Raw genomic sequence first — 19,887 nt, forward strand, 5'->3', positions numbered from 1 at the left:
CGGCCGGGAGTCTGGTGCCGTCAGCCGGTCGTCGGCGCCGGCACGGTCTCCGGCGCCTTCGGGTCGGCGTCGGCGTCCGTTTCGGGGGTGTCCTGGCCCGCCAGCCGGGCACGCCAGTGGGCGAGCACGGCGGCGTCCGTCGGGCGGGTCGCCAGGGAAACGATCACATACGCGGCGAGCGAGGCCAACAAACCATAGTAAACAGGCTCATTTGCCAAGATTCCGTAAGCCCACATCAGGCCAATCACGGAGAGGCCGCCGACGGTGACCGCGGCAAGCGCGCCCTGGACCGTGCCGCGGCGCCACAGCAGGCCGCCGAGGATCGGCACGAGCAGGCCGCCGACCAGCAGGTTGTAGGCGACGGTCAGCGCCTGGACGACGTCGTTGAGGGCGACGGCGACGAGAATCGTGGCGATGCCCATGAGGAGGATGAAGAGACGGTTCCCCTTCACCTCGTCGTGCTCCTCGCCGTCCCGCTTCGCCGGCCCCCGCAGCCTCTGCCAGATGTCGTTGTTGGCGACGGTGGCGCACGCGATCAGCGCGCCGGAGGAGGTGGACATCACGGCGGCGAGCGCGGCGGCGAGGACCAGGCCCCGCACGCCCATGGGCAGTTCGTCCTTGACGATGGTCGCGAAGGCGTCGTCGGCGCTGGGCAGCTTGGGGTAGAGGACCTTGGCGGCGGTGCCGATGACCGCGCCGGCCAGGGCGTAGACGAGACAGTACGTACCGGCGACCGTGCCGCCCCACTTGGCGACCTTGTCGGTCCGCGCGGTGAACACCCGCTGCCAGATGTCCTGGCCGATGAGCATGCCGAAGGTGTAGATCAGCACGTACGTGAAGATCGTCTCGCCGCCGATGCCGAGCGGCGCGAAGTACTCGGTCGGCAGCTGGGCCTTCATCTCGGCGAAGCCGCCCGCCTTGATGACGGCGATCGGCAGCAGCAGGATCAGCACGCCGACGGTCTTCACCACGAACTGCACCATGTCGGTGAGCGTGATGGACCACATGCCGCCGAGCGTCGAGTACGCGACGACGATGGCGCCGCCCAGGACGATCGCGGCGGTGCGCGGCATGTCGAAGAGGACGTCGAAGATCGTGGCGTACGCGATGGTCGAGGTGACCGCGAGCATCAGCGTGTACGCCCACATGACCACGCCCGAGATGACGCCGGCCTTGCCGCCGTAGCGCAGGTCGAGCATCTCGGAGACGGTGTAGACCTTCAGCCGCGCGATCCGCGCGGAGAAGAAGACGGAGAGGGCGAGCAGACCGAGACCGATGGTGAAGACCATCCACGCGCCGGAGAGGCCGTACTTGTAGCCGAGTCCCACACCACCGATGGTGGAGGCGCCGCCGAGGACGATGGCGGCCATGGTCCCGGAGTACATCCAGGGACCGAGCCGACGACCCGCGACCAGGAACTCGCTCTTGGACCTGGCGCGGCGCATGCCCCACCAGCCCATCGCGAGCATGCCGGCCAAGTACAGGACGATCACTGTGTAGTCGACGGCCATGGGGCCCTCCCTCGTTCGTTCCGGTGGCGTGTCGTGCGGGGAAGTGACTCCAGTGACTGATCGCGAGGACATCCGCCCGTACCCGCGGCCGCTGGATGGCACGAGGCTAGGTGGCCGGAAAGCGACGATGAAGCGTAAGTTTCATCCACTGCCAACCGGGTGCGATGTACGAAAGGTCCATAGCGATGCCCGCCCAGGAACCCACATCGACACCACCGGCCCCACCGGTCTCCCTGGCCGCCCTGCTGAGCCGGAAGGACCTCGGGCTGCGGCTGCTGGCCGGCCCGGCCGACGCCGCCGTCCACTGGGTGCACACCTCCGAGATGGCCGACCCGTACCCGTACCTGCTCGGCGGCGAGCTGCTGATGACGGCGGGCGTGCAGCTCACCCGGCCGGCGCACTACGTCGAGCGGGTCGTGGAGGCGGGGGCGGCGGCGCTCGGCTTCGGTGTCACCCCGGTCTACGACACGGTGCCCGCGGCCCTGGTCGCGGCGTGCGAGCAGCACGGGCTGCCGCTGCTCGAAGTGCCCCCGCACACCCCGTTCACGGCGGTGGCCCGGGCGGTCTGGCGGCTGATGGCGGAGGCCCGCCACCGGGAGCTGCGGCGGGTGACCGAGGCCCAGCAGTCGCTGGCGGCGGCCGCGGCCCGGCCGGCGCCGGTCCCGGCGGTCCTCGGGGCGCTGGCCTCACGGCTCGGCGGGCGCGCGGTGCTCTACACGGCGGACGGCACGCCGTACGCGGCGGCGGGGCGTGAGCTGCCGGGCACGGTGTCCCGGGCGCTCATGGAGCTGGCGGGGGTGGTGGGCCCCCGGCCCGGCGGCCCGGCCACGGCGAGCGGCGAGGGCGACGGGCTGCGGCTCGCCGCGTACGCGCTGGGCGGCGGCGAGGGGCTGACTCTTGGGGTCGCGACGGAGAGCCGGGAGCCCGGGGACCACACGATCGCGGGCGTCGCGGTCGTCCTGCTCTCGCTCCTCACGGCCCCGCATCGGGGGGCGGACGTCTCGGCCCGCGACGCGGCCCTGGTCCGCCTCCTCCTGGGCGCCAGGCCCGAGGAGGCCACCCGGGCCCTCGGCCCGGGCCCCTGGACCGTCGTCCACGCCCGGGGCGGCGACGGCACGCCGTTCGCGGCCCCGAGCCTGGCGGAGGCGCTCGGGACGCCGCTGCTCGAAGCGCCCGAGACCGGGCCCGTACGGCTCCTGGTCCCCGCCTCCTCGCCCGTCACCGCCCAGCCCGGCTGGACCCTCGGGGTCGCCGCCCCCGTCGAGGCGAGCGACCTGCCGGTCGGCGACGCCCAGGCCGCGCGGGCCCTGCGCCGGGCCGAGGCCGGCCGCACCGACCTCGTACGCCACCGGCCCGCCGGGTTCGGCGGGCTGATGGACGAAGCGGAGGCCGCCGCGTACGCCCGGACCCTGCTCGCCCCCATCGGGGAGCCGCTGACGGAGACGCTGCGCACCTGGCTCTCGCTGCACGGCAACTGGGACCGTACGGCCGTCGCCCTGGACATCCACCGCAACACCGTCCGCCAGCGCATCGCCCGCTGCGCCACGCTCCTGGCCATGGACCTGGACGACGTGGACGTACGGATGGAGCTGTGGTTCGCCCTCGGCCGGCTGTGACGGGCCGAGGGCGGAACCGTCCTGCGGTCAGGGCTCAGGACTCAGAGCTCAGGGCCAGAGCTTGTTCACGGCGGTCTTCGTCGTTGCCTTGAAGGCCTCCACGGGAGCGTCCTTCAGGTCGCCCATCTGACCCCACCGGACGAAGGTGACGGTCCGGCCGTCACGGCCCACCGAGAAGAGGTGGATGTCGGTGATGCCGATCTGCGGGTCGGCGGTGTCCAGGCTGTAGACCCAGGCGCCCTCCTCGACGGCGACCTTGCCGTGGGAGGCGCTGACGGCCTTCAGGCCCGGGTTCTGCTGCTCCAGCAGGGGCCCGCAGCCGGCGAGGGCCTTGCGGAGGGTGTCGACCAGCTTCACGGCGTCGGCCTCGGTGCGGGCGACGGTGGTGATCTGGACGCCGTTGGTGTCGAGCTCGGTGGAGAACTCGCGGTAGCGGCTGTTCTGCGCCGGGATCTTGTACGGGGCACAGAGGGCGCCGCCGTTCTCCGGGACGCCGGTGAAGACCTGCGTGGCGGTCCACGGCGTCGACGACGGCGGCATCTGGGACGCGGCGAGGAAAGCGGGCTGGGCGGCGGCCTGCGCCGGGGCCGTGGCGAGGGCCGCGAGGCCCAGGGCCGCAGCGGCGGCGGTGGCGAGTGCGGTACGGAACTTGTTCATGGTGGTGGATCCCCCGTCGGGTCGTTCGGTCAGTGCTCCACCAGCGTCGGGGCCGGCGCCCGCCGCCTGCAACGGCGACGCGCCCACCATCCGTCCCGGAACCATTCCACCCCCACTGACGTGCAAGGACGTGAAGGGTGGGACGCAGGGTCGAGGGGGATGGAATGCCGAAGGACGCCGCTGTCGACGAGTTCGCGCGGCTCATGCGCACGCTGAAGGCGCGGGACGGGAGGAGTTACGAGGCGCTGGGCCGGCGCCTGAGCGTCAGCGCGTCCACCCTCCACCGCTACTGCTCGGGCGCGACCGTCCCGGAGGAGTTCGCCGTGGTCGACCGCCTCGCCGTGCTGTGCGGGGCGGACGAGGGGGAGCGGCGGGACCTGGAGGGGGCCTGGACCCGCGCGGACGGCGCCCGCCGCCCTCCGGCGCCGGAACCCGGCGCTGAGCCGAAGCCGGCTCCGGAGGTGAAGCCGGCTCCGAAGCCCGCATCGGCCCCGCAGGCGCCGCCCGAGCCCGAGCTGGAACCACCCGTGCACACGCGCGTGCCGGGCCTCCCGTCCGAGTGGCGCAGGCGCCGGTGGGGGTGGATGGGCGTGGTCGGCGGGGCGGTGGCGGTCGCGGGGATGGTGACGCTCGGAGCCGTACTGCTGCCCGGGAAGACCCGGGAGCGGGCCACCGAACCACCGGCGCCGCTGACGTGGACGGTCGCCTCGCACATCTGGAAGAACGGGTGCGGGCACTCCTACCTCGTGGAGCGGACGCCCCCTCCCCCGCCGGAGGCGGCCGACGCGCGGAGCTGGGCGACGACGCAGGGGGCCGTGCACGGCGGGGAGACGCTGGTGCGCGTGTCGGTGCAGGGGAAGGGTGCGGCGGCTGTGGTCCTCCAGGCGCTGCACGTGCGGGTGGTGGAGCGGGCCGCGCCGCTGCCATGGGCGGCGTACCGGATGGACGACGGGTGCGGCGGGGCGGTGACGCCGCGCCGTTTCGAGGTGGACCTGGACCGGCCGCGGCCCGTGGCGCGGGCGTTGGACGGGTACGACGCCTCAGGGGAGGAGGGCCGGACGCTCCCGGCCGTCTCCTTCCCGTACGCGGTCAGCGCCGCCGAACCGGAGGAGCTGTTGATCGACGCCCGGACGGCCGGCTGCGACTGCCGCTGGTACCTGGAGTTGGAGTGGAGCGGCGCGGGCCGTTCCGGCACGGTCCGGATCGACGACGGCGGCCGTCCGTTCCGTACGAGCGCGCTCAAGGGACCGGTGTACGCGTACGACACCGTGGGCCGCCGCTGGACCACCGCGCCCTGACCCGACGTGATGTGGGCAACCCTGGGCGCTCAGCCCTGGACAGCGATAAGAACCGATGGGTAACTTGACTGAGCAAGCGCTTAGACTTATGTCCAGGACTCCGAAGGAGGCGGCTCGTGCGCCGTACCGTATTCAACGAGGACCACGAGGCGTTCCGGGAGACCATCCGCGCCTTCATCGAGGCCGAGGTCGTCCCCGTCTACGACGAGTGGTTCGCCGCGGGCCAGGCGCCGCGCGAGTTCTACGAGAAGCTCGGCGAGCTGGGCATCTTCGGCATCAACGTCCCCGAGGAGTTCGGCGGCGCGGGCCTGGACACCCACAAGTTCGAGGCCGTCCTCTACGAGGAGACCTCGCGCGCGGGCGTGCAGTTCGGCGGCTCCGGCGTGCACGTGCTGCTCGCCCTGCCGTACATCAAGATGCTCGCCACCGACGAGCAGAAGAAGCGCTACCTCTCGAAGTTCGTCACCGGCGAGGAGATGTGGGCGCTGGCGATGACCGAGCCGGGCACCGGCTCCGACGTCGCGGGCATGAAGACCACCGCCAAGCTCTCCGAGGACGGCACGCACTACGTCCTCAACGGCGCCAAGACCTTCATCACCGGTGGCGTCCACGCCGACCGCGTGATCGTCTGCGCCCGTACGTCCGCCCCGACGGCCGAGGACCGCCGCTTCGGCATCTCCCTCTTCGCCGTGGACACCAAGTCCGAGGGCTACTCCATCGGCCGCAAGCTGGACAAGCTCGGCCTGCGCACCTCCGACACCGCCGAGCTGGCGTTCGTCGACGTGAAGGTGCCGGTCGAGGACCTCCTCGGCGAGGAGGGCAAGGGCTTCTACTACCTCGGCCACAACCTGGCCTCCGAGCGCTGGGGCATCGCCTTCGGCGCCTACGCGCAGGCCAAGGCCGCCGTCCGCTTCGCCCAGCAGTACGTCACGGACCGCACGGTCTTCGGCAAGCCGGTCGCGCACTTCCAGAACACCAAGTTCGAACTGGCCGCCTGCCAGGCCGAGGTGGACGCGGCCGAGGCCGTCGCCGACCGCGCCCTGGAGGCCCTGGACGCGGGCGAGCTGACCCCGGCCGAGGCCGCGAGCGCCAAGCTCTTCTGCAGCGAGGTCGCGCACCGCGTCATCGACCGCTGCCTCCAGCTCCACGGCGGCTACGGCTACATGAACGAGTACCCGATCGCGCGCCTGTACGCCGACAACCGCGTCAACCGCATCTACGGCGGCACCAGCGAGATCATGAAGTCGATCATCGCGAAGTCGATGGGTCTGTAAGTGCCCGAGGCGCTCGACTCCCTGCTCGATCTGCTCGACCTGGAGCAGATCGAGCAGGACTTCTTCCGGGGCGAGTCCCGCTCCGCGCTCGTCCCCCGCGTCTTCGGCGGCCAGGTGGCCGCCCAGGCGCTGGTGGCGGCGGGGCGGACCGTCCCCGGCGACCGTCTCGCGCACTCCCTGCACGCGTACTTCCTGCGTGCGGGGGACCCGGGCGCGCCGATCGTGTACACGGTCGACCGGATCCGCGACGGCCGCTCCTTCACCACCCGGCGGGTCGTCGCCGTCCAGCACGGGCAGCCGATCTTCCACCTCTCCGCGTCCTTCCAGACGTACGAGGAGGGGCTGGAGCACCAGTACGTGATGCCCGCCGCGCCGGACCCGGAGTCCCTGCCGACGGCCGCCGAGATGCTGCCCCGGCACCTCCCGGCGGACGTCGCCGCACGGCTCGTCGAGGCGCGGGCGGCGGTGGACCTGCGGTACGTCGACACGCCGCCCTGGGGCTCGGTCGGTGAGCCGCGCGAGCCGCGCTCGCAGGTCTGGTTCCGCACGAACGGCAAGCTGGCGGACGACCCGCTGCTGCACGTCTGCCTGGCGACGTACGTCTCCGACATGACGCTGCTCGACTCGGTGCTGCTCGCCCACGGGCGGGGCGGCTGGGCGGTCGGGGACGTCGTCGGGGCGTCGCTGGACCACGCCATGTGGTTCCACCGTCCGTTCCGGGCCGACGAATGGCTGCTGTACGACCAGGAGTCGCCGTCCGCCTCGGGCGGGCGGGGCCTGGGCCAGGCCCGCATCTACACGCAGGACGGGCAGCTGGCGATCTCCGTCATCCAGGAAGGTGTCGTCCGCGTCCCGCGCTGACGACCCGACGGCCCGTCGCACATGACCGCCCCCTGCGAGCCGTCGCCGCCGCCCGGCGGGACGACCGCCCGCGGCGGGGCCGGGGGTCAGCCGAGGCCCGACGCGTCCAGCAGGTAGTCGGTGAGGGGCTCGTAGAAGCGGGGGTCCAGGACGTGGTCGTCCAGGGGGATCGTGACCTGCATCGTGCCCTCGGCCTCGCCGATGAAGAGCGCCGGGTCGTTGCAGTCGGCGTAGCCGACGGAGTCGATCCCGCGCTGGCCCGCGCGGCCCGCCCAGCCGTGGTCGGCGACGACGAGGTCCGGCCGGCCGTCCTCGCCGAGCGCGTCCAGGATCGCGTTCATGGGCTCCGGCGAATGGGTGTGCCAGAGCGTCGCGCCCCGCTCGAAGACGGCCACGTCCGCGAACTGCACGACGTACCCCTCGTCGGCGGTGAGCCCGCCGGGGATCCGTACGATGTCGCAGCCCTGGGCCCGTAGCGCGGCGGCGACCCGGCTGTGGGCGTCGATCAGCGAGCCCGGGTGCCCGGTCGCGAAGAGCACCCGCTGCTTCCCCGCGGCGGCCTTGCGCAGCCGGGCGGCCGCCCGGTCGAGGGCGTCGACGGTCAGCTCGGGGTCGATGGTGTCCTGCCCGGTGCGGTGGGCGGGGTCGTCGTTCACCCCGCACCGCTCGGCCATCACGGCGAGCACGTCCTGCTCGTCGGTCCACCGGTCCCCGAGCTCCAGGCCGAGCCAGTAGTGCCGGTCGCCGTTGGCGAGCTTGCGGTAGTGGGAGAGGTTGTTGTCGCGCGGCGTGGCGACGTCTCCCGCGATCCGGGTCCGTACGAGGTGCTCGACAAGGGCGGGGCGACTGAGTATCGGCATGGTGCTCATTCTGCCGGGCCGCCGGGGCGGCGGCGGCCCGTTTCCACCCCGTGGACCGGAGGCTACGCCTCCGCCAGCGCTTGGAACGCTCCGTGCGCCAGACGCCTGAGCAGCTCCTCCATGGCCCCGCGTCCCAACGCGGCGAGGTGCGGTGTCGAGTTCAGCAGGCCGAAGACGGCGTGCACGGCGGCCCGCGCCTCGGACTCGCCGGCCGCCGGGTACAGCTCCCGTACGACCGTCACCCACAGCTCCACGTACTGCCGCTGCAGCTGACGGACCCGCTTGCGGTCCTCGTCCTTGAGCCGGTCCAGCTCCCGGTCGTGCAGGGTGATCAGCGGCCGGTCGTCGAGCGCGAAGTCGATGTGCCCGTCGATGAGCGCCCCGAGCAGCGCCCGCGGATCGTCGGCGGCGTCGCCCACCCGCAGTCGGCCACCGTCCAGGAGGCGCTCGCTGATCCCGACGAGCAGCTCCGCGAGCATCGCGTCCTTGCCCGGGAAGTGGCGGTAGAGCCCGGGGCCGCTGATGCCGACCGCGGCCCCTATCTCGTCGACGCCCACGCCGTGGAAACCGCGCTCGGCGAAGAGGCGAGCGGCCTCCTTGAGGATCTGCTCGCGTCGCGTGGGGGCGTCGGTCCTGGCGGTGGTGGTCATGGAATCGATTCTAGACAATGGGGTTAGCGGTCGTTAACCTGAACGACATACGTTAACGCTCATTAACCGAGCAAGGGAGCTCGAGGGATGCAGCAGGCACCTGTGCTGACGAGCGCGGCAGATCCCGCGTCGGCGGCCTGGCAGGCCAACGAGGCGGCGCACGAGGAGCTGACGGCCACGCTCCGCGCCAAGCTCGCCGCGGTCGCGCTCGGCGGCGGCGAGAAGGCCCGCGCCCGGCACACCGCGCGGGGCAAGCTGCTGCCGCGCGACCGCGTGGACACGCTCCTGGACCCGGGTTCCCCGTTCCTGGAGCTCGCGCCGCTCGCCGCGAACGGCATGTACGGCGACGCGGCCCCGGCCGCCGGGGTCATCGCGGGCATCGGCCGGGTCAGTGGACGCGAGTGCGTGATCGTCGCCAACGACGCGACCGTCAAGGGCGGCACGTACTACCCGATGACGGTGAAGAAGCACCTGCGGGCCCAGGAGGTGGCGCTGGAGAATCGTCTCCCCTGCCTCTACCTGGTGGACTCCGGCGGCGCGTTCCTGCCGATGCAGGACGAGGTCTTCCCGGACCGGGAGCACTTCGGCCGGATCTTCTACAACCAGGCACGGATGTCCGGCGCGGGCATCCCGCAGATCGCCGCCGTCCTCGGCTCGTGCACGGCCGGTGGCGCGTACGTCCCGGCGATGAGCGACGAGGCCGTGATCGTACGGAACCAGGGCACGATCTTCCTCGGCGGACCGCCGCTGGTGAAGGCCGCGACCGGCGAGGTCGTCACGGCGGAGGAGCTGGGCGGCGGCGAGGTGCACTCCCGTACGTCCGGAGTCACCGACCACCTCGCCGAGGACGACGCGCACGCCCTCCGGATCGTCCGCAACATCGTCGCGACGCTCCCCGCGCGCGGGGCCCTGCCCTGGTCGGTGGAGCCCGTCGAGGAGCCGAAGGTCGACCCGGCGGGGCTCTACGGCGCGGTGCCGGTGGACTCCCGCACCCCGTACGACGTCCGTGAGGTCATCGCGCGGATCGTGGACGCCTCCCGCTTCCAGGAGTTCAAGGCGGAGTACGGGCAGACGCTGGTCACCGGCTTCGCCCGGATCCACGGCCACCCGGTGGGGATCGTCGCCAACAACGGCATCCTGTTCTCCGAATCCGCCCAGAAGGGCGCGCACTTCATCGAGCTGTGCGACCAGCGCGGCATCCCGCTCCTCTTCCTCCAGAACATCTCCGGCTTCATGGTCGGCAAGGACTACGAGGCCGGCGGCATCGCCAAGCACGGCGCCAAGATGGTCACGGCGGTGGCGACCACGCGCGTGCCGAAGCTGACGGTGGTCGTCGGCGGCTCGTACGGCGCGGGCAACTACTCGATGTGCGGCCGGGCGTACTCCCCGCGCTTCCTGTGGATGTGGCCCAACGCCAAGATCTCGGTCATGGGCGGCGAGCAGGCGGCGTCCGTCCTCGCGACCGTCAAGCGGGACCAGCTCGGCGACGAGTGGAGCGCGGAGGACGAGGAGGCCTTCAAGGCCCCGATCCGCGCGCAGTACGAGACCCAGGGCAACGCCTACTACGCGAGCGCCCGCCTCTGGGACGACGGGGTCATCGACCCGATGGAGACCCGCCAGGTGGTGGGCCTCGCCCTGACGGCCTGTGCCAACGCGCCCCTGGGTGACCCCCAGTTCGGCGTCTTCCGGATGTGAGGGAGTCCATGTTCGACACAGTGCTCGTCGCCAACCGCGGCGAGATCGCGGTCCGCGTCATCCGCACCCTTCGCGCGCTCGGCGTCCGCTCGGTGGCGGTGTACAGCGACGCGGACGCGGAGGCCCGTCACGTACGGGAGGCGGACACGGCGGTACGGATCGGACCGCCACCGGCCTCGGAGAGCTACCTCTCGGTCGAGGCGCTCCTCGACGCGGCCCGCCGCACGGGCGCGCAGGCGGTGCACCCCGGCTACGGCTTCCTCGCGGAGAACGCCGGCTTCGCGCAGGCGTGCGAAGAGGCGGGCCTGACCTTCATCGGCCCGCCGGCCTCGGCGATCTCCCTGATGGGCGACAAGATCCGGGCGAAGGAGACGGTGAAGGCCGCGGGCGTCCCGGTGGTACCGGGCGCGGCGGACCCGGACATCGTGGACGCGGCCCGGGAGTTGGGCGCACCGGTCCTGCTGAAGCCCTCGGCGGGCGGCGGCGGAAAGGGCATGCGTCTTGTCCGCGACCTGTCGACGCTGGAGGACGAGATCGCGGCGGCCCGCCGCGAGGCCCGTTCCTCGTTCGGCGACGACACGCTCCTGGTGGAGCGGTGGATCGACCGCCCCCGGCACATCGAGATCCAGGTCCTGGCGGACGGCCATGGCAACGTGGTGCACCTGGGCGAGCGCGAGTGCTCGCTCCAGCGCCGCCACCAGAAGATCATCGAAGAGGCCCCGAGCGTCCTGCTGACCCCGGAGATCCGGGCGTCGATGGGCGCGGCGGCGGTCGAGGCGGCCCGCTCGTGCGGCTATGTGGGCGCGGGCACGGTCGAGTTCATCGTGCCGGGCGTGGACCCCTCCTCGTACTACTTCATGGAGATGAACACCCGCCTCCAGGTGGAGCACCCGGTCACCGAGCTCATCACGGGCATCGACCTGGTCGAGTGGCAACTCCGGGTGGCGGCCGGCGAGAAGCTGGCCTTCGCCCAGTCGGACGTCCGCCTGGACGGCTGGGCCATCGAGGCCCGCATCTGCGCGGAGGACCCCTCGCGGGGCTTCCTCCCGTCGGGCGGCACGGTCCTGTCCCTGCGCGAGCCGTCGGGCGACGGCGTCCGCACGGACTCGGGCCTGACCGAGGGCACGGAGGTCGGCAGCCTCTACGACCCGATGCTCTCGAAGGTCATCGTCCACGCGAAGGACCGCCCCACGGCCCTCCGCCGCCTCCGCGCGGCCCTCGCGGACACGGTCACCCTGGGCGTCCAGACGAACGCGGGCTTCCTGCGGAGACTGCTGGCGCACGAGTCGGTGGTCGCGGGTGACTTGGACACGGGCTTGGTGGAGCGGGACGCGGACGGCCTGGTGGAGGGCTCGGTCCCGCCGGAGGTCTACGCGGCGGCGGCGCTGCTGCGGCAGTTCCCCCACCCCGCCCCTTCCCGCAGCGCCGATCAGCGGCTCCGCCGCGGGTCTGCCGAGGGCTGGGGGGATCCCTTCGACGCGCGCTCCGGCTGGCGCCTGGGCGGCCAACCGGCCTGGACCCCGCACCACTTCCGCGTCCCGGGCCACGACCCGGTGACGGCCCGCGTGCGCGGCACGGCCGGGACGGCGGAGCTTCTGCTCGGCGACGCGCCCGCGGCGGAGCCGCCGATCGGTACTGCGGGAAGGGGCGCGGTCGGGGAGGTCACCGCCGACCACGTGACCGTTCACCTCGACGGGGTCGTCCACCACTTCCACCTCGCCCCCTCCCCGGAGGGGCTGTGGCTCGGACGGGACGGGGACTCCTGGCACCTTCAGGACCACGACCCCGTCGCCGCCGCCCTCACCGGCGCCCGGCACGGCGGGGCCGACACGCTCGCCGCGCCCATGCCGGGGACCGTCACGGTCGTCAAGGTCGCGGTCGGGGACCAGGTCGAGGCCGGGCAGAGCCTGCTCGTCGTCGAGGCCATGAAGATGGAGCACGTCATCTCCGCCCCGCACGCCGGCACCGTCACCGAGCTGGACGTCACCCCCGGCTCCACCGTCGCCATGGACCAGATCCTCGCCGTGGTGGCCCCCAGGGAGGAATCATGACCACGGGCCTGCCCATGCGCGTGCCCGCCCCCGGGCTCCCCGCCCGGGTCCGGATCCACGAGGTCGGGCCGCGCGACGGGCTCCAGAACGAGAAGACCGTCGTCCCGACCGCCACGAAGGCCGAGTTCGTCCGCAGGCTCGCCGCCGCCGGGCTCTCCACCGTGGAGGCGACCAGCTTCGTCCACCCCAAGTGGGTGCCCCAGCTGGCCGACGCCGAAGACCTGTTCCCGCTCCTCAAGGACGTGCGGGCGCGCCTTCCTGTCCTCGTGCCGAACGAGCGCGGCCTCGACCGCGCCCTCGCCCTCGGCGCGCGCGAGGTCGCCGTCTTCGCCTCGGCCACCGAGTCCTTCGCGAAGGCCAACCTCAACCGGACCGTCGACGAGGCCCTCGCCATGTTCGAGCCCGTCGTCACCCGGGCCATAGAGCAGGGCCTGCGCATCCGCGGCTACCTCTCCATGTGCTTCGGCGACCCCTGGGAGGGCCCGGTCCCCGTCGAGCAGGTCGTCCGCGTCACCAAGGCCCTCGCCGACATGGGCTGCGACGAACTGAGCCTCGGCGACACCATCGGAGTGGCCACCCCGGGCCACGTCACCCACCTGCTCCAGAGCCTGAACGACGCCGGCGTACCCACATCCCGCCTGGCCGTCCACTTCCACGACACCTACGGCCAGGCCCTCTCCAACACCCTCGCCGCCCTCCAGCACGGCGTCACCACCGTCGACGCCTCCGCCGGCGGCCTCGGCGGCTGCCCGTACGCCAAGAGCGCCACCGGCAACCTCGCCACCGAGGACCTCGTGTGGATGCTCGACGGCCTCGGCATCGAGACCGGGGTCGATCTGGCCGCCCTCACCGCCACCAGCGCGTGGATGGCCGAACAACTGGGCCGACCGAGCCCGTCCCGTACCGTCCGCGCCCTCTCCCACAAGGAGTGACGTCACCCATGTCCCTCGACCACCGGCTCTCCGAAGAGCACGAGGAACTCCGCCGCACCGTGGAGGAGTTCGCGCACGACGTCGTCGCCCCGAAGATCGGCGACTACTACGAGCGCCACGAGTTCCCGTACGAGATCGTCCGCGAGATGGGCCGCATGGGCCTCTTCGGCCTGCCCTTCCCGGAGGAGTACGGCGGCATGGGCGGCGACTACCTCGCCCTCGGCATCGCGCTCGAAGAGCTCGCCCGCGTCGACTCCTCCGTGGCCATCACCCTGGAGGCCGGTGTCTCGCTCGGCGCGATGCCCGTCTACCGCTTCGGCACCGAGGAGCAGAAGCAGGAGTGGCTCCCCCGGATGTGCTCGGGCGAGATCCTGGGCGCCTTCGGCCTGACCGAGCCCGGCGCGGGCAGCGACGCCGGCGGCACCCGCACCACCGCCGTCCGCGACGGCGACGACTGGGTCATCAACGGCTCGAAGTGCTTCATCACGAACTCCGGTACGGACATCACGGGCCTGGTCACCGTCACCGCCGTCACCGGCCGCAAGCCTGACGGCCGCCCCCTGATCTCCTCGATCATCGTCCCCTCGGGCACCCCGGGCTTCACGGTCGCCGCGCCCTACTCCAAGGTCGGCTGGAACGCCTCGGACACCCGCGAACTGTCCTTCGACAACGTCCGCGTGCCCGCCGAGAACCTGCTCGGTGACGAAGGCCGGGGCTACGCCCAGTTCCTCCGCATCCTCGACGAGGGCCGGATCGCCATCTCGGCCCTCGCGACCGGCCTTGCCCAGGGCTGTGTGGACGAGTCCGTGAAGTACGCGAAGGAACGTCACGCCTTCGGCCGCCCGATCGGCGACAACCAGGCCATCCAGTTCAAGATCGCCGACATGGAGATGCGGGCCCACATGGCCCGCATCGGCTGGCGCGACGCCGCCTCGCGCCTCGTCCTCGGCGAGCCGTTCAAGAAGGAGGCGGCGCTGGCGAAGCTGTACTCCTCCACCGTCGCGGTCGACAACGCCCGCGAGGCGACCCAGATCCACGGCGGCTACGGCTTCATGAACGAGTACCCCGTGGCCCGCATGTGGCGCGACTCCAAGATCCTGGAGATCGGCGAGGGCACGAGCGAGGTTCAGCGCATGCTGATCGCCCGCGAGCTGGGCCTCTCCGCCTGACCGACGCCCGCCACCCCTCCCGGGGTGGCGGGCCCACTCACGTAGGCGTCGTACCGCTCCCACCCCCGCGCCGCCGGCAACGGCACAACCCGCCACCCCCGCACATAGGACGGCGGCGCGGCCCCGGCAGGCACGACAACGGCGACCGGCATCCGCCGCGCGGCCGAGACGATGCCCCCCACCGTGATGCTCGCGTCGTGCCCGCGCGTCTGACGGCTGGAACACCCCGCGTAATAGCCGACCATCACGTACTCAAGCCCACTGACCAGACAGGGCGGCCGCACACCGGCATCATGCAAGGCCGCCGCGATCCCAGTGAACTGCTCCCGCACGGACCGGCTGTTGCTCACGGCCCGGTCAAGCACGGCGTACTGCACCGCCAGATGCCCGACCAGACAGACACCGACGACCGCCGCCCGCCAGCGGACCCCGACCAGGCACCGCACGCCCTCCCCCACGGCCAGAGCCAGCAGCGCATAGGCAGGCAGCAGAAAACGGGGAGCGGCATAGCCCACGGTCAAGAGATACGGCCCGGCCATCGACACGGCAGTGACGGTCGCGAGCAGCACAGGAACGCCCCGCCCGCCCCGGAACGCGGCTACGACCCCCACAACCACCACCACGGGCAGCAACAGCCACCACACCGCCGTGACGGGGTGCTCCCACGCCACGTCGCAGGGCCGGCACAGGGTACGCCCGGCCAGCGCCCGGACATGGTCGTCCACGGACAGATACCAGCCCAGGTGGCCCTGGATCTCCCCGGCCCGCCGCAACCGCGCGGCGAGACCCCCGTAACGCGCGTACGCCTCGACAACCCACGGCACGGCCCCGAGGACCGCACCGCCCACCACAGCCACCCCACCCCGGACGCTCATCACCACAGCGGCCACGCAGAGCGGCAGAGCGAGCCAGACCCCGTCCCCGGGCCGGAAGAGCATCACCCCGGCCACGACACCCCCGAGCCCCAGGACCGCCGCGCGCCCTCCCCGCACCACCCGCACAAACAACCCCACCGCCGCGAGCGCCCCGAACGCACACCACAGATTGGGCATCACACGCGGCCCGTAGAAGAGCGTGACCCACAACCCGGCGAACAGAGCACCCCCCACGGTCAGCACCGACACAGGCAGAATCCCCCGCCAGACCCGCAGCGCCCCCCACAGTCCCACCCCGGACAGCACAGCGAGGTAGACACGGATCGCGCTGGTGGAGCCGGTGAAGACAGCAACCGGCGCGACAAGGTACGACACACCCCGAGCCCGAGGCGCGCTGAAGAACGCCGGCGGGGCGTTACCCCCCACCTGGCTCACATAGACGGCCTCGTCCCACCCCAGCCCGGCCCCAGGCACGACCAGAACCAGCTGAACAAGGCTGAAAACCACGGCGAGCCCCACCAACCAGTACGCCCGGTCGGCGACGGCCGCGCGGACGTGCGAATCGGAGGAATCGGCAGCGGTGTCGACGGTGATCACCCCGCCCACCCTGCGACGCCCCCGCACCCTTATCGGCGCGGCGCGCCGCAAGGCCCGCCTCCGTCGCCTCGTCAGGAGTAGCGCCGACCCCCGAGGGCCCTGTGCCAGGTCAGCCGAAGAGCCCCTCGGCCGTGGCGGTCACGAACGCGGTGAACGCGGCGGGGCTCGCCAGGAAGACGGGGCCCTCGGGGTTCTTGGAGTCCCGAACGGCGACGTGGGCGGTGAGGTCGGCGACCTCGATGCACTCGCCGCCGGTGTCGCCGCTGTAGGAGGACTTGCGCCACGTGGCGGTGCCGAGTGGGGCGCACTCGATGCAGTCGCCGCCAGTGTCGCCGCTGTACGAGGACTTACGCCAGCGTGCGCCCGTCAGGTTCTGGTTGGTCCCCATAGTGTTCCTCCATGACGAGGGCGATCAGTGCTGTCGAGTCCTCCACGGAGAGGGCGGAGGCCCTCAGGTGATCGTAACGGAGTGAACCTTCCCTGAAAGCGGCCGGATTGGCCGTCATGTGGCCTTGGACGAAGTCCTCCGTGTAGACGATGTCCGGGTCATCCTCGAACCGCAGCAGGTTGAACGATCCCATCAGTCCCGCATGCGCCCCGGCCTCGAACGGCAAGACCTGGATCTTGACCCACTCCCGTTCCTGCATGGCCAACAGGTGGGCGAGTTGGTTCCGCATGAGCGCACGTCCGCCGATCTCCTGGCGCAGCACCGCCTCGCTCATCACCAGCCAGACCAACGGCGCGGTCTCCCGGTCCAGGATGCGCTGGCGCTCCATACGCGCGGCGACCTTGGTGTCGAGGTCGTCCACAGTCCGCGCACCGAGCACCGCCCTCGCGTACCCGTCCGTCTGGAGCAAGCCGTAGACCACCTGCGCCTGATACGTCGAGATGTAAGCCGCCTTCGCCTCCATCTCCGCATACGGCTGGAACCAGCTGGGCAACTGGCTCTTCAGAACCAACCCCACCAACCGCGAGAACAACCCGCCCGTCATCAGCGCCGCGTCCAGCCGCTCCGAGAACTCGCGCGTGGGGACCTTCTTCGCCGTCTCTATCTGGCCGATCAGCGACGCCGTGCAGTAGACGATGTCGCCCAACTGCTGCTGGTTCAGCCCCGCCTCCTCCCTCAACCGGCGGAGTTCCGAGCCGTAATAGTCCAGCGGCGAGGCACTCGGATCCAGACTGCGGATGTTGACCACGACGAGGTCACCCCCAAGCTCACGCATCACTGCGTTCGTTTCGCTCCGTAGCCGAGCGTAACCACGCCGCCGCACGCTGGTGGCATGAATCACGCAACTGACCTCTATCCGGCGGAACTTCGAAACAGCTACCGCATGGGCTTCACCGCCGGTGAGCACTCCGCCGGTCACATGCGCCGCATCCTCCGCATGTTCCTCAGCCGTTGGGACCTCGCCCACCTCACCGACGCCGCCGAACTCGCGCTCACCGAACTCGTCGCCAACGTCGTACGGCACGTCCCGGGGCGGCGCTGCACCGTACTGATCCTGCGCGAGCCGCACGCCCTCCGGGTGGAGGTTTCCGACGCAACCCCCGGGCCCCTGTACGCCAAGACGGCCGACCCGCTCGCCGAGAGCGGACGGGGACTCACCCTCGTGGAAGCCGTGACAGACCGCTGGGGCGTGGAGCCGTCCACCGACGGCAAAACGGTCTGGTTCGAGTGCAACTGCCCACTACCCGGAACCCACCCCTCCAGATTCACCTGAGGTTAGGCTAACCTACCTTCGACTTGCCCGGCCTTCCCGGCACGCACCGAACCGAAAGCGACCCCGCCATGCCCAGCAACGCCCGAGCCACCTCCCTCACCCGTCGCGGTCTCCTCGCCGCAGGCGGAGCCCTCGGGCTCGGCGCCGCGCTCGCCGCCTGCGGCACCAAGGACGCCAACACCAAGGACGGCGGCTCGTCCGCGAAGGGCTCCGAGAAGTCCGGTCCCTGGAAGTTCACCGACGACCGTGGCACCGCCGTCGAGGTGAAGTCCACGCCGAAGAACATCGTCGCCTTCACCGGTATGGCCGCCGCCCTCAAGGACTTCGGCATCGAGGTCAAGGGCGTCTTCGGCCCGACGACGGTCAAGGACCCGAAGACGGGCGAGGTGAAGCCGGACGTCCAGGCGGGCGACCTCGACATCGCCAAGGTCAAGGTCATCGGCAACGTCTGGGGCGAGTTCAAGATCGAGGAGTACCTCAAGCTCAACCCGGACCTCCTCATCACGGACATGTGGGAGAAGAACGACCTCTGGTACGTCCCGGCCGAGCAGAAGGACAAGATCCTCAAGATCGCCCCGAGCGTCGCCCTGTGGGCCTCCGACAAGTCCATGCCGGCCGTGCTCCAGCGCCACGTCGACCTCGCCGCCTCCCTCGGCGCCGATGTGAAGACCAAGCAGATCCAGGACGACAAGGCCCGCTTCGAGGCCGCCGCCGAGCGCGTCCGGCAGGCCGCCAAGGGCAAGAAGGACATCAAGGTCCTGATCGGCTCCGGCTCCCCCGACCTGTTCTACGTCTCCACCCCGGCCCGGCCGACCGACACGCTCTACTTCAAGGAGCTGGGCGTCAACATCGTCACGCCCACCAAGCTCGACCAGGGCGGCTGGTTCGAGGGCCTGAGCTGGGAGAACGTCGGGAAGTACGAGGCCGACATCATCATGCTCGACAACCGCACCTCCGCCCTCCAGCCCGAGGCGCTCAAGGCCAAGCCGACCTGGGCCGCACTGCCCGCCGTCAAGGCCGGTCAGGTCATCCCGCGCGTGACCGAGCCGATCTACTCGTACGCCAAGTGCGCCCCGCTCCTCGAGGACCTGGCCAAGGCGCTGGAGAACGCGAAGAAGGTTTCCTGACCCATGACGAACGCCGAGACCGCCCCGTTCCAGTTCTTCTGCCTCCAGGTCGACCGGACGAGGCGGCTCGGCCCGTCCCTGGTCCGCGTGACCTTCACCGGCGACGACCTGAAGGCCTTCGCCTCCGGCGGGCGCGACCAGTCGCTCTCCCTCTTCCTGCCGCACCCCGGCCAGCCGGGGCCCGTCCTGCCGCCGCTGGACGACCCGGACATGTACGCGATCCTGGGCGCCTGGCGCGCGATGCCGGACGACGAGCGCGCGGTGATGCGCTCGTACACCGTCCGGGAGCAGCGCACCGAGCCGCGTCCCGAGGTCGACATCGACTTCGCGCTGCACGAGGATGGCGGCCCCGCCTGCCGCTGGGCCCAGCAGGCCAAGCCCGGTGACAAGGTCGTCGTTCTCGGCCCGGCGGTCGCCGAGAACACCGGCGTCCGCTTCCAGCTCCCGCCCGACGCCGACTCCGTCGTCATCTGGGCGGACGAGACGGCCCTGCCGGCCGCCTCCGCGATCCTGGAGTGGCTCCCGGCCGGGATCCGGGCGCAGGTCTACCTCGAAGTCCCGTTCTCCGGCGACCGGGCCGAGCTGACCACCCAGGCCGACGCCACCCTCACCTGGCTCGTACGGGAGGAGGGCGCGCCGTCGGCCCTGGACGCGGTACGCGCGGCCGACCTTCCCGGATCGTCCCCGTACGTCTGGATCGCGGGCGAGTCCGGTTCGGTGAAGGAACTGCGCCGCCACTTCGTACGCGATCGCGAACTCGACCGCAGGCGCGTCACGTTCGTGGGGTACTGGCGCAAGGGGCTTTCCGAGGACGCCCTCCGTGAGACATCTGACGAAACGCCAGATGAGACGTCGGAAGGGGTGTGACCCACACCCTCCCGCAGCACGCGAAGGACCCCTCACCCTCCCTGGGTGGGGGGTCCTTTGCGTCGCAAACTTAGGTTAGGCTAACCTCACTTTCGTACCGCCCTCCCCACCCTTCACTTCTCCCCC

At 71.5% G+C, this 19,887-nt stretch carries 18 protein-coding genes; 11 read left to right on the top strand and 7 right to left on the bottom strand.

Features of this window, described 5'->3' with window-relative positions; translation table 11 throughout:
* Positions 1-20 precede the first annotated feature (20 nt).
* Positions 21-1,511, bottom strand: a complete 1,491-nt coding sequence (locus ACWF79_RS10230; RefSeq protein WP_453727611.1) for a sodium:solute symporter — start codon at positions 1,509-1,511, stop codon at positions 21-23.
* Positions 1,512-1,696: 185 nt separating this feature from the next.
* On the opposite strand from ACWF79_RS10230, the gene ACWF79_RS10235 reads away from it, so the two are divergent.
* Positions 1,697-3,127, top strand: coding sequence for a PucR family transcriptional regulator (locus ACWF79_RS10235; RefSeq protein ID WP_453727612.1), 1,431 nt, complete (start codon positions 1,697-1,699; stop codon positions 3,125-3,127).
* 48 nt (positions 3,128-3,175) lie between these two features.
* On the opposite strand, the gene ACWF79_RS10240 is transcribed toward ACWF79_RS10235, so the two are convergent.
* Positions 3,176-3,784: a hypothetical protein gene (locus tag ACWF79_RS10240; protein ID WP_453727613.1), complete on the bottom strand. Its 609-nt coding sequence runs from the start codon at positions 3,782-3,784 to the stop codon at positions 3,176-3,178.
* A 164-nt stretch (positions 3,785-3,948) separates the two neighbouring features.
* Here ACWF79_RS10240 and ACWF79_RS10245 point away from each other — a divergent pair, with 164 nt between their 5' ends.
* The 3 genes from ACWF79_RS10245 (at position 3,949) to ACWF79_RS10255 (ending at position 7,217) form a co-directional block, all read left to right on the top strand.
* Entirely contained in the window at positions 3,949-5,082 is a 1,134-nt protein-coding gene (locus ACWF79_RS10245) for a helix-turn-helix domain-containing protein (RefSeq protein ID WP_453727614.1), read from the top strand.
* 116 nt (positions 5,083-5,198) lie between these two features.
* Positions 5,199-6,356 (top strand): acyl-CoA dehydrogenase family protein, encoded by a 1,158-nt coding sequence (locus ACWF79_RS10250; protein ID WP_453727615.1) that lies wholly within the window; start codon positions 5,199-5,201, stop codon positions 6,354-6,356.
* Positions 6,357-7,217 carry an acyl-CoA thioesterase gene (locus tag ACWF79_RS10255; protein WP_453727616.1) on the top strand — a complete coding sequence of 287 codons (861 nt, stop codon included), beginning with the start codon at positions 6,357-6,359 and terminating at the stop codon, positions 7,215-7,217.
* Between the two features lie 86 nt (positions 7,218-7,303).
* On the opposite strand, the gene ACWF79_RS10260 is transcribed toward ACWF79_RS10255, so the two are convergent.
* Both ACWF79_RS10260 and ACWF79_RS10265 read right to left on the bottom strand, forming a co-directional pair.
* Positions 7,304-8,077: a phosphatase gene (locus tag ACWF79_RS10260; protein WP_453727617.1), complete on the bottom strand. Its 774-nt coding sequence runs from the start codon at positions 8,075-8,077 to the stop codon at positions 7,304-7,306.
* 62 nt (positions 8,078-8,139) lie between these two features.
* A complete protein-coding gene (locus ACWF79_RS10265; RefSeq protein WP_453727618.1) occupies positions 8,140-8,727 on the bottom strand; it encodes an SACE_7040 family transcriptional regulator in 588 nt (195 codons plus the stop codon).
* An 87-nt stretch (positions 8,728-8,814) separates the two neighbouring features.
* Between ACWF79_RS10265 and ACWF79_RS10270 the strand changes: the two genes are divergently transcribed.
* Genes ACWF79_RS10270 through ACWF79_RS10285 form a run of 4 tightly spaced genes read left to right on the top strand, consistent with a single transcriptional unit; the run spans position 8,815 to position 14,574 of the window.
* On the top strand, positions 8,815-10,422 hold the full coding sequence (locus ACWF79_RS10270) for a carboxyl transferase domain-containing protein (RefSeq protein ID WP_453727619.1): 1,608 nt from the start codon (positions 8,815-8,817) through the stop codon (positions 10,420-10,422).
* An 8-nt stretch (positions 10,423-10,430) separates the two neighbouring features.
* Positions 10,431-12,473, top strand: a complete 2,043-nt coding sequence (locus ACWF79_RS10275; RefSeq protein WP_453727620.1) for an ATP-binding protein — start codon at positions 10,431-10,433, stop codon at positions 12,471-12,473.
* Entirely contained in the window at positions 12,470-13,405 is a 936-nt protein-coding gene (locus ACWF79_RS10280) for a hydroxymethylglutaryl-CoA lyase (protein ID WP_453727621.1), read from the top strand. The genes ACWF79_RS10275 and ACWF79_RS10280 overlap by 4 nt, the downstream gene beginning before the upstream one ends.
* Before the next feature lie 8 nt (positions 13,406-13,413).
* Positions 13,414-14,574 (top strand): acyl-CoA dehydrogenase family protein, encoded by a 1,161-nt coding sequence (locus ACWF79_RS10285; RefSeq protein WP_453727622.1) that lies wholly within the window; start codon positions 13,414-13,416, stop codon positions 14,572-14,574.
* On the opposite strand, the gene ACWF79_RS10290 is transcribed toward ACWF79_RS10285, so the two are convergent.
* From ACWF79_RS10290 to ACWF79_RS10300, 3 genes are all read right to left on the bottom strand, one after another.
* The gene (locus ACWF79_RS10290) at positions 14,532-16,046 is read right to left on the bottom strand and encodes a hypothetical protein (protein ID WP_453727623.1); all 1,515 of its coding nucleotides are present in this window, start codon (positions 16,044-16,046) and stop codon (positions 14,532-14,534) included. The two genes, ACWF79_RS10285 and ACWF79_RS10290, sit on opposite strands and share 43 nt — an antisense overlap.
* 109 nt (positions 16,047-16,155) lie before the next feature.
* A complete protein-coding gene (locus tag ACWF79_RS10295; RefSeq protein ID WP_453727624.1) occupies positions 16,156-16,434 on the bottom strand; it encodes a DUF397 domain-containing protein in 279 nt (92 codons plus the stop codon).
* Positions 16,394-17,242 carry a helix-turn-helix domain-containing protein gene (locus tag ACWF79_RS10300; protein ID WP_453727625.1) on the bottom strand — a complete coding sequence of 283 codons (849 nt, stop codon included), beginning with the start codon at positions 17,240-17,242 and terminating at the stop codon, positions 16,394-16,396. Before ACWF79_RS10300 ends, ACWF79_RS10295 begins: the two co-directional genes overlap by 41 nt.
* Positions 17,243-17,326: 84 nt before the next feature.
* Between ACWF79_RS10300 and ACWF79_RS10305 the strand changes: the two genes are divergently transcribed.
* From ACWF79_RS10305 to ACWF79_RS10315, 3 genes are all read left to right on the top strand, one after another.
* A complete protein-coding gene (locus ACWF79_RS10305) occupies positions 17,327-17,767 on the top strand; it encodes an ATP-binding protein (protein WP_453727626.1) in 441 nt (146 codons plus the stop codon).
* A gap of 68 nt (positions 17,768-17,835) precedes the next feature.
* Positions 17,836-18,894 (top strand): ABC transporter substrate-binding protein, encoded by a 1,059-nt coding sequence (locus ACWF79_RS10310; protein ID WP_453727627.1) that lies wholly within the window; start codon positions 17,836-17,838, stop codon positions 18,892-18,894.
* Positions 18,895-18,897: 3 nt separating this feature from the next.
* Entirely contained in the window at positions 18,898-19,761 is an 864-nt protein-coding gene (locus ACWF79_RS10315; protein ID WP_453727628.1) for a siderophore-interacting protein, read from the top strand.
* The last annotated feature ends 126 nt before the right edge of the window (positions 19,762-19,887 follow it).

It is taken from the genome of Streptomyces sp. NPDC054975 (assembly GCF_053609105.1).

Excerpts from the sequence above, each read along its gene's own strand:
- ACWF79_RS10265 (WP_453727618.1), bottom strand. The coding sequence starts at position 8,727 with ATGACCACCACCGCCAGGACCGACGCCCCCACGCGACGCGAGCAGATC.
- ACWF79_RS10270 (WP_453727619.1), top strand. The coding sequence starts at position 8,815 with ATGCAGCAGGCACCTGTGCTGACGAGCGCGGCAGATCCCGCGTCGGCG.
- ACWF79_RS10285 (WP_453727622.1), top strand. The coding sequence starts at position 13,414 with ATGTCCCTCGACCACCGGCTCTCCGAAGAGCACGAGGAACTCCGCCGC.
- ACWF79_RS10245 (WP_453727614.1), top strand. The coding sequence starts at position 3,949 with ATGCCGAAGGACGCCGCTGTCGACGAGTTCGCGCGGCTCATGCGCACG.
- ACWF79_RS10230 (WP_453727611.1), bottom strand. The coding sequence starts at position 1,511 with ATGGCCGTCGACTACACAGTGATCGTCCTGTACTTGGCCGGCATGCTC.
- ACWF79_RS10275 (WP_453727620.1), top strand. The coding sequence starts at position 10,431 with ATGTTCGACACAGTGCTCGTCGCCAACCGCGGCGAGATCGCGGTCCGC.
- ACWF79_RS10240 (WP_453727613.1), bottom strand. The coding sequence starts at position 3,784 with ATGAACAAGTTCCGTACCGCACTCGCCACCGCCGCCGCTGCGGCCCTG.
- ACWF79_RS10235 (WP_453727612.1), top strand. The coding sequence starts at position 1,697 with ATGCCCGCCCAGGAACCCACATCGACACCACCGGCCCCACCGGTCTCC.
- ACWF79_RS10315 (WP_453727628.1), top strand. The coding sequence starts at position 18,898 with ATGACGAACGCCGAGACCGCCCCGTTCCAGTTCTTCTGCCTCCAGGTC.
- ACWF79_RS10310 (WP_453727627.1), top strand. The coding sequence starts at position 17,836 with ATGCCCAGCAACGCCCGAGCCACCTCCCTCACCCGTCGCGGTCTCCTC.
- ACWF79_RS10295 (WP_453727624.1), bottom strand. The coding sequence starts at position 16,434 with ATGGGGACCAACCAGAACCTGACGGGCGCACGCTGGCGTAAGTCCTCG.
- ACWF79_RS10305 (WP_453727626.1), top strand. The coding sequence starts at position 17,327 with ATGAATCACGCAACTGACCTCTATCCGGCGGAACTTCGAAACAGCTAC.
- ACWF79_RS10280 (WP_453727621.1), top strand. The coding sequence starts at position 12,470 with ATGACCACGGGCCTGCCCATGCGCGTGCCCGCCCCCGGGCTCCCCGCC.
- ACWF79_RS10260 (WP_453727617.1), bottom strand. The coding sequence starts at position 8,077 with ATGCCGATACTCAGTCGCCCCGCCCTTGTCGAGCACCTCGTACGGACC.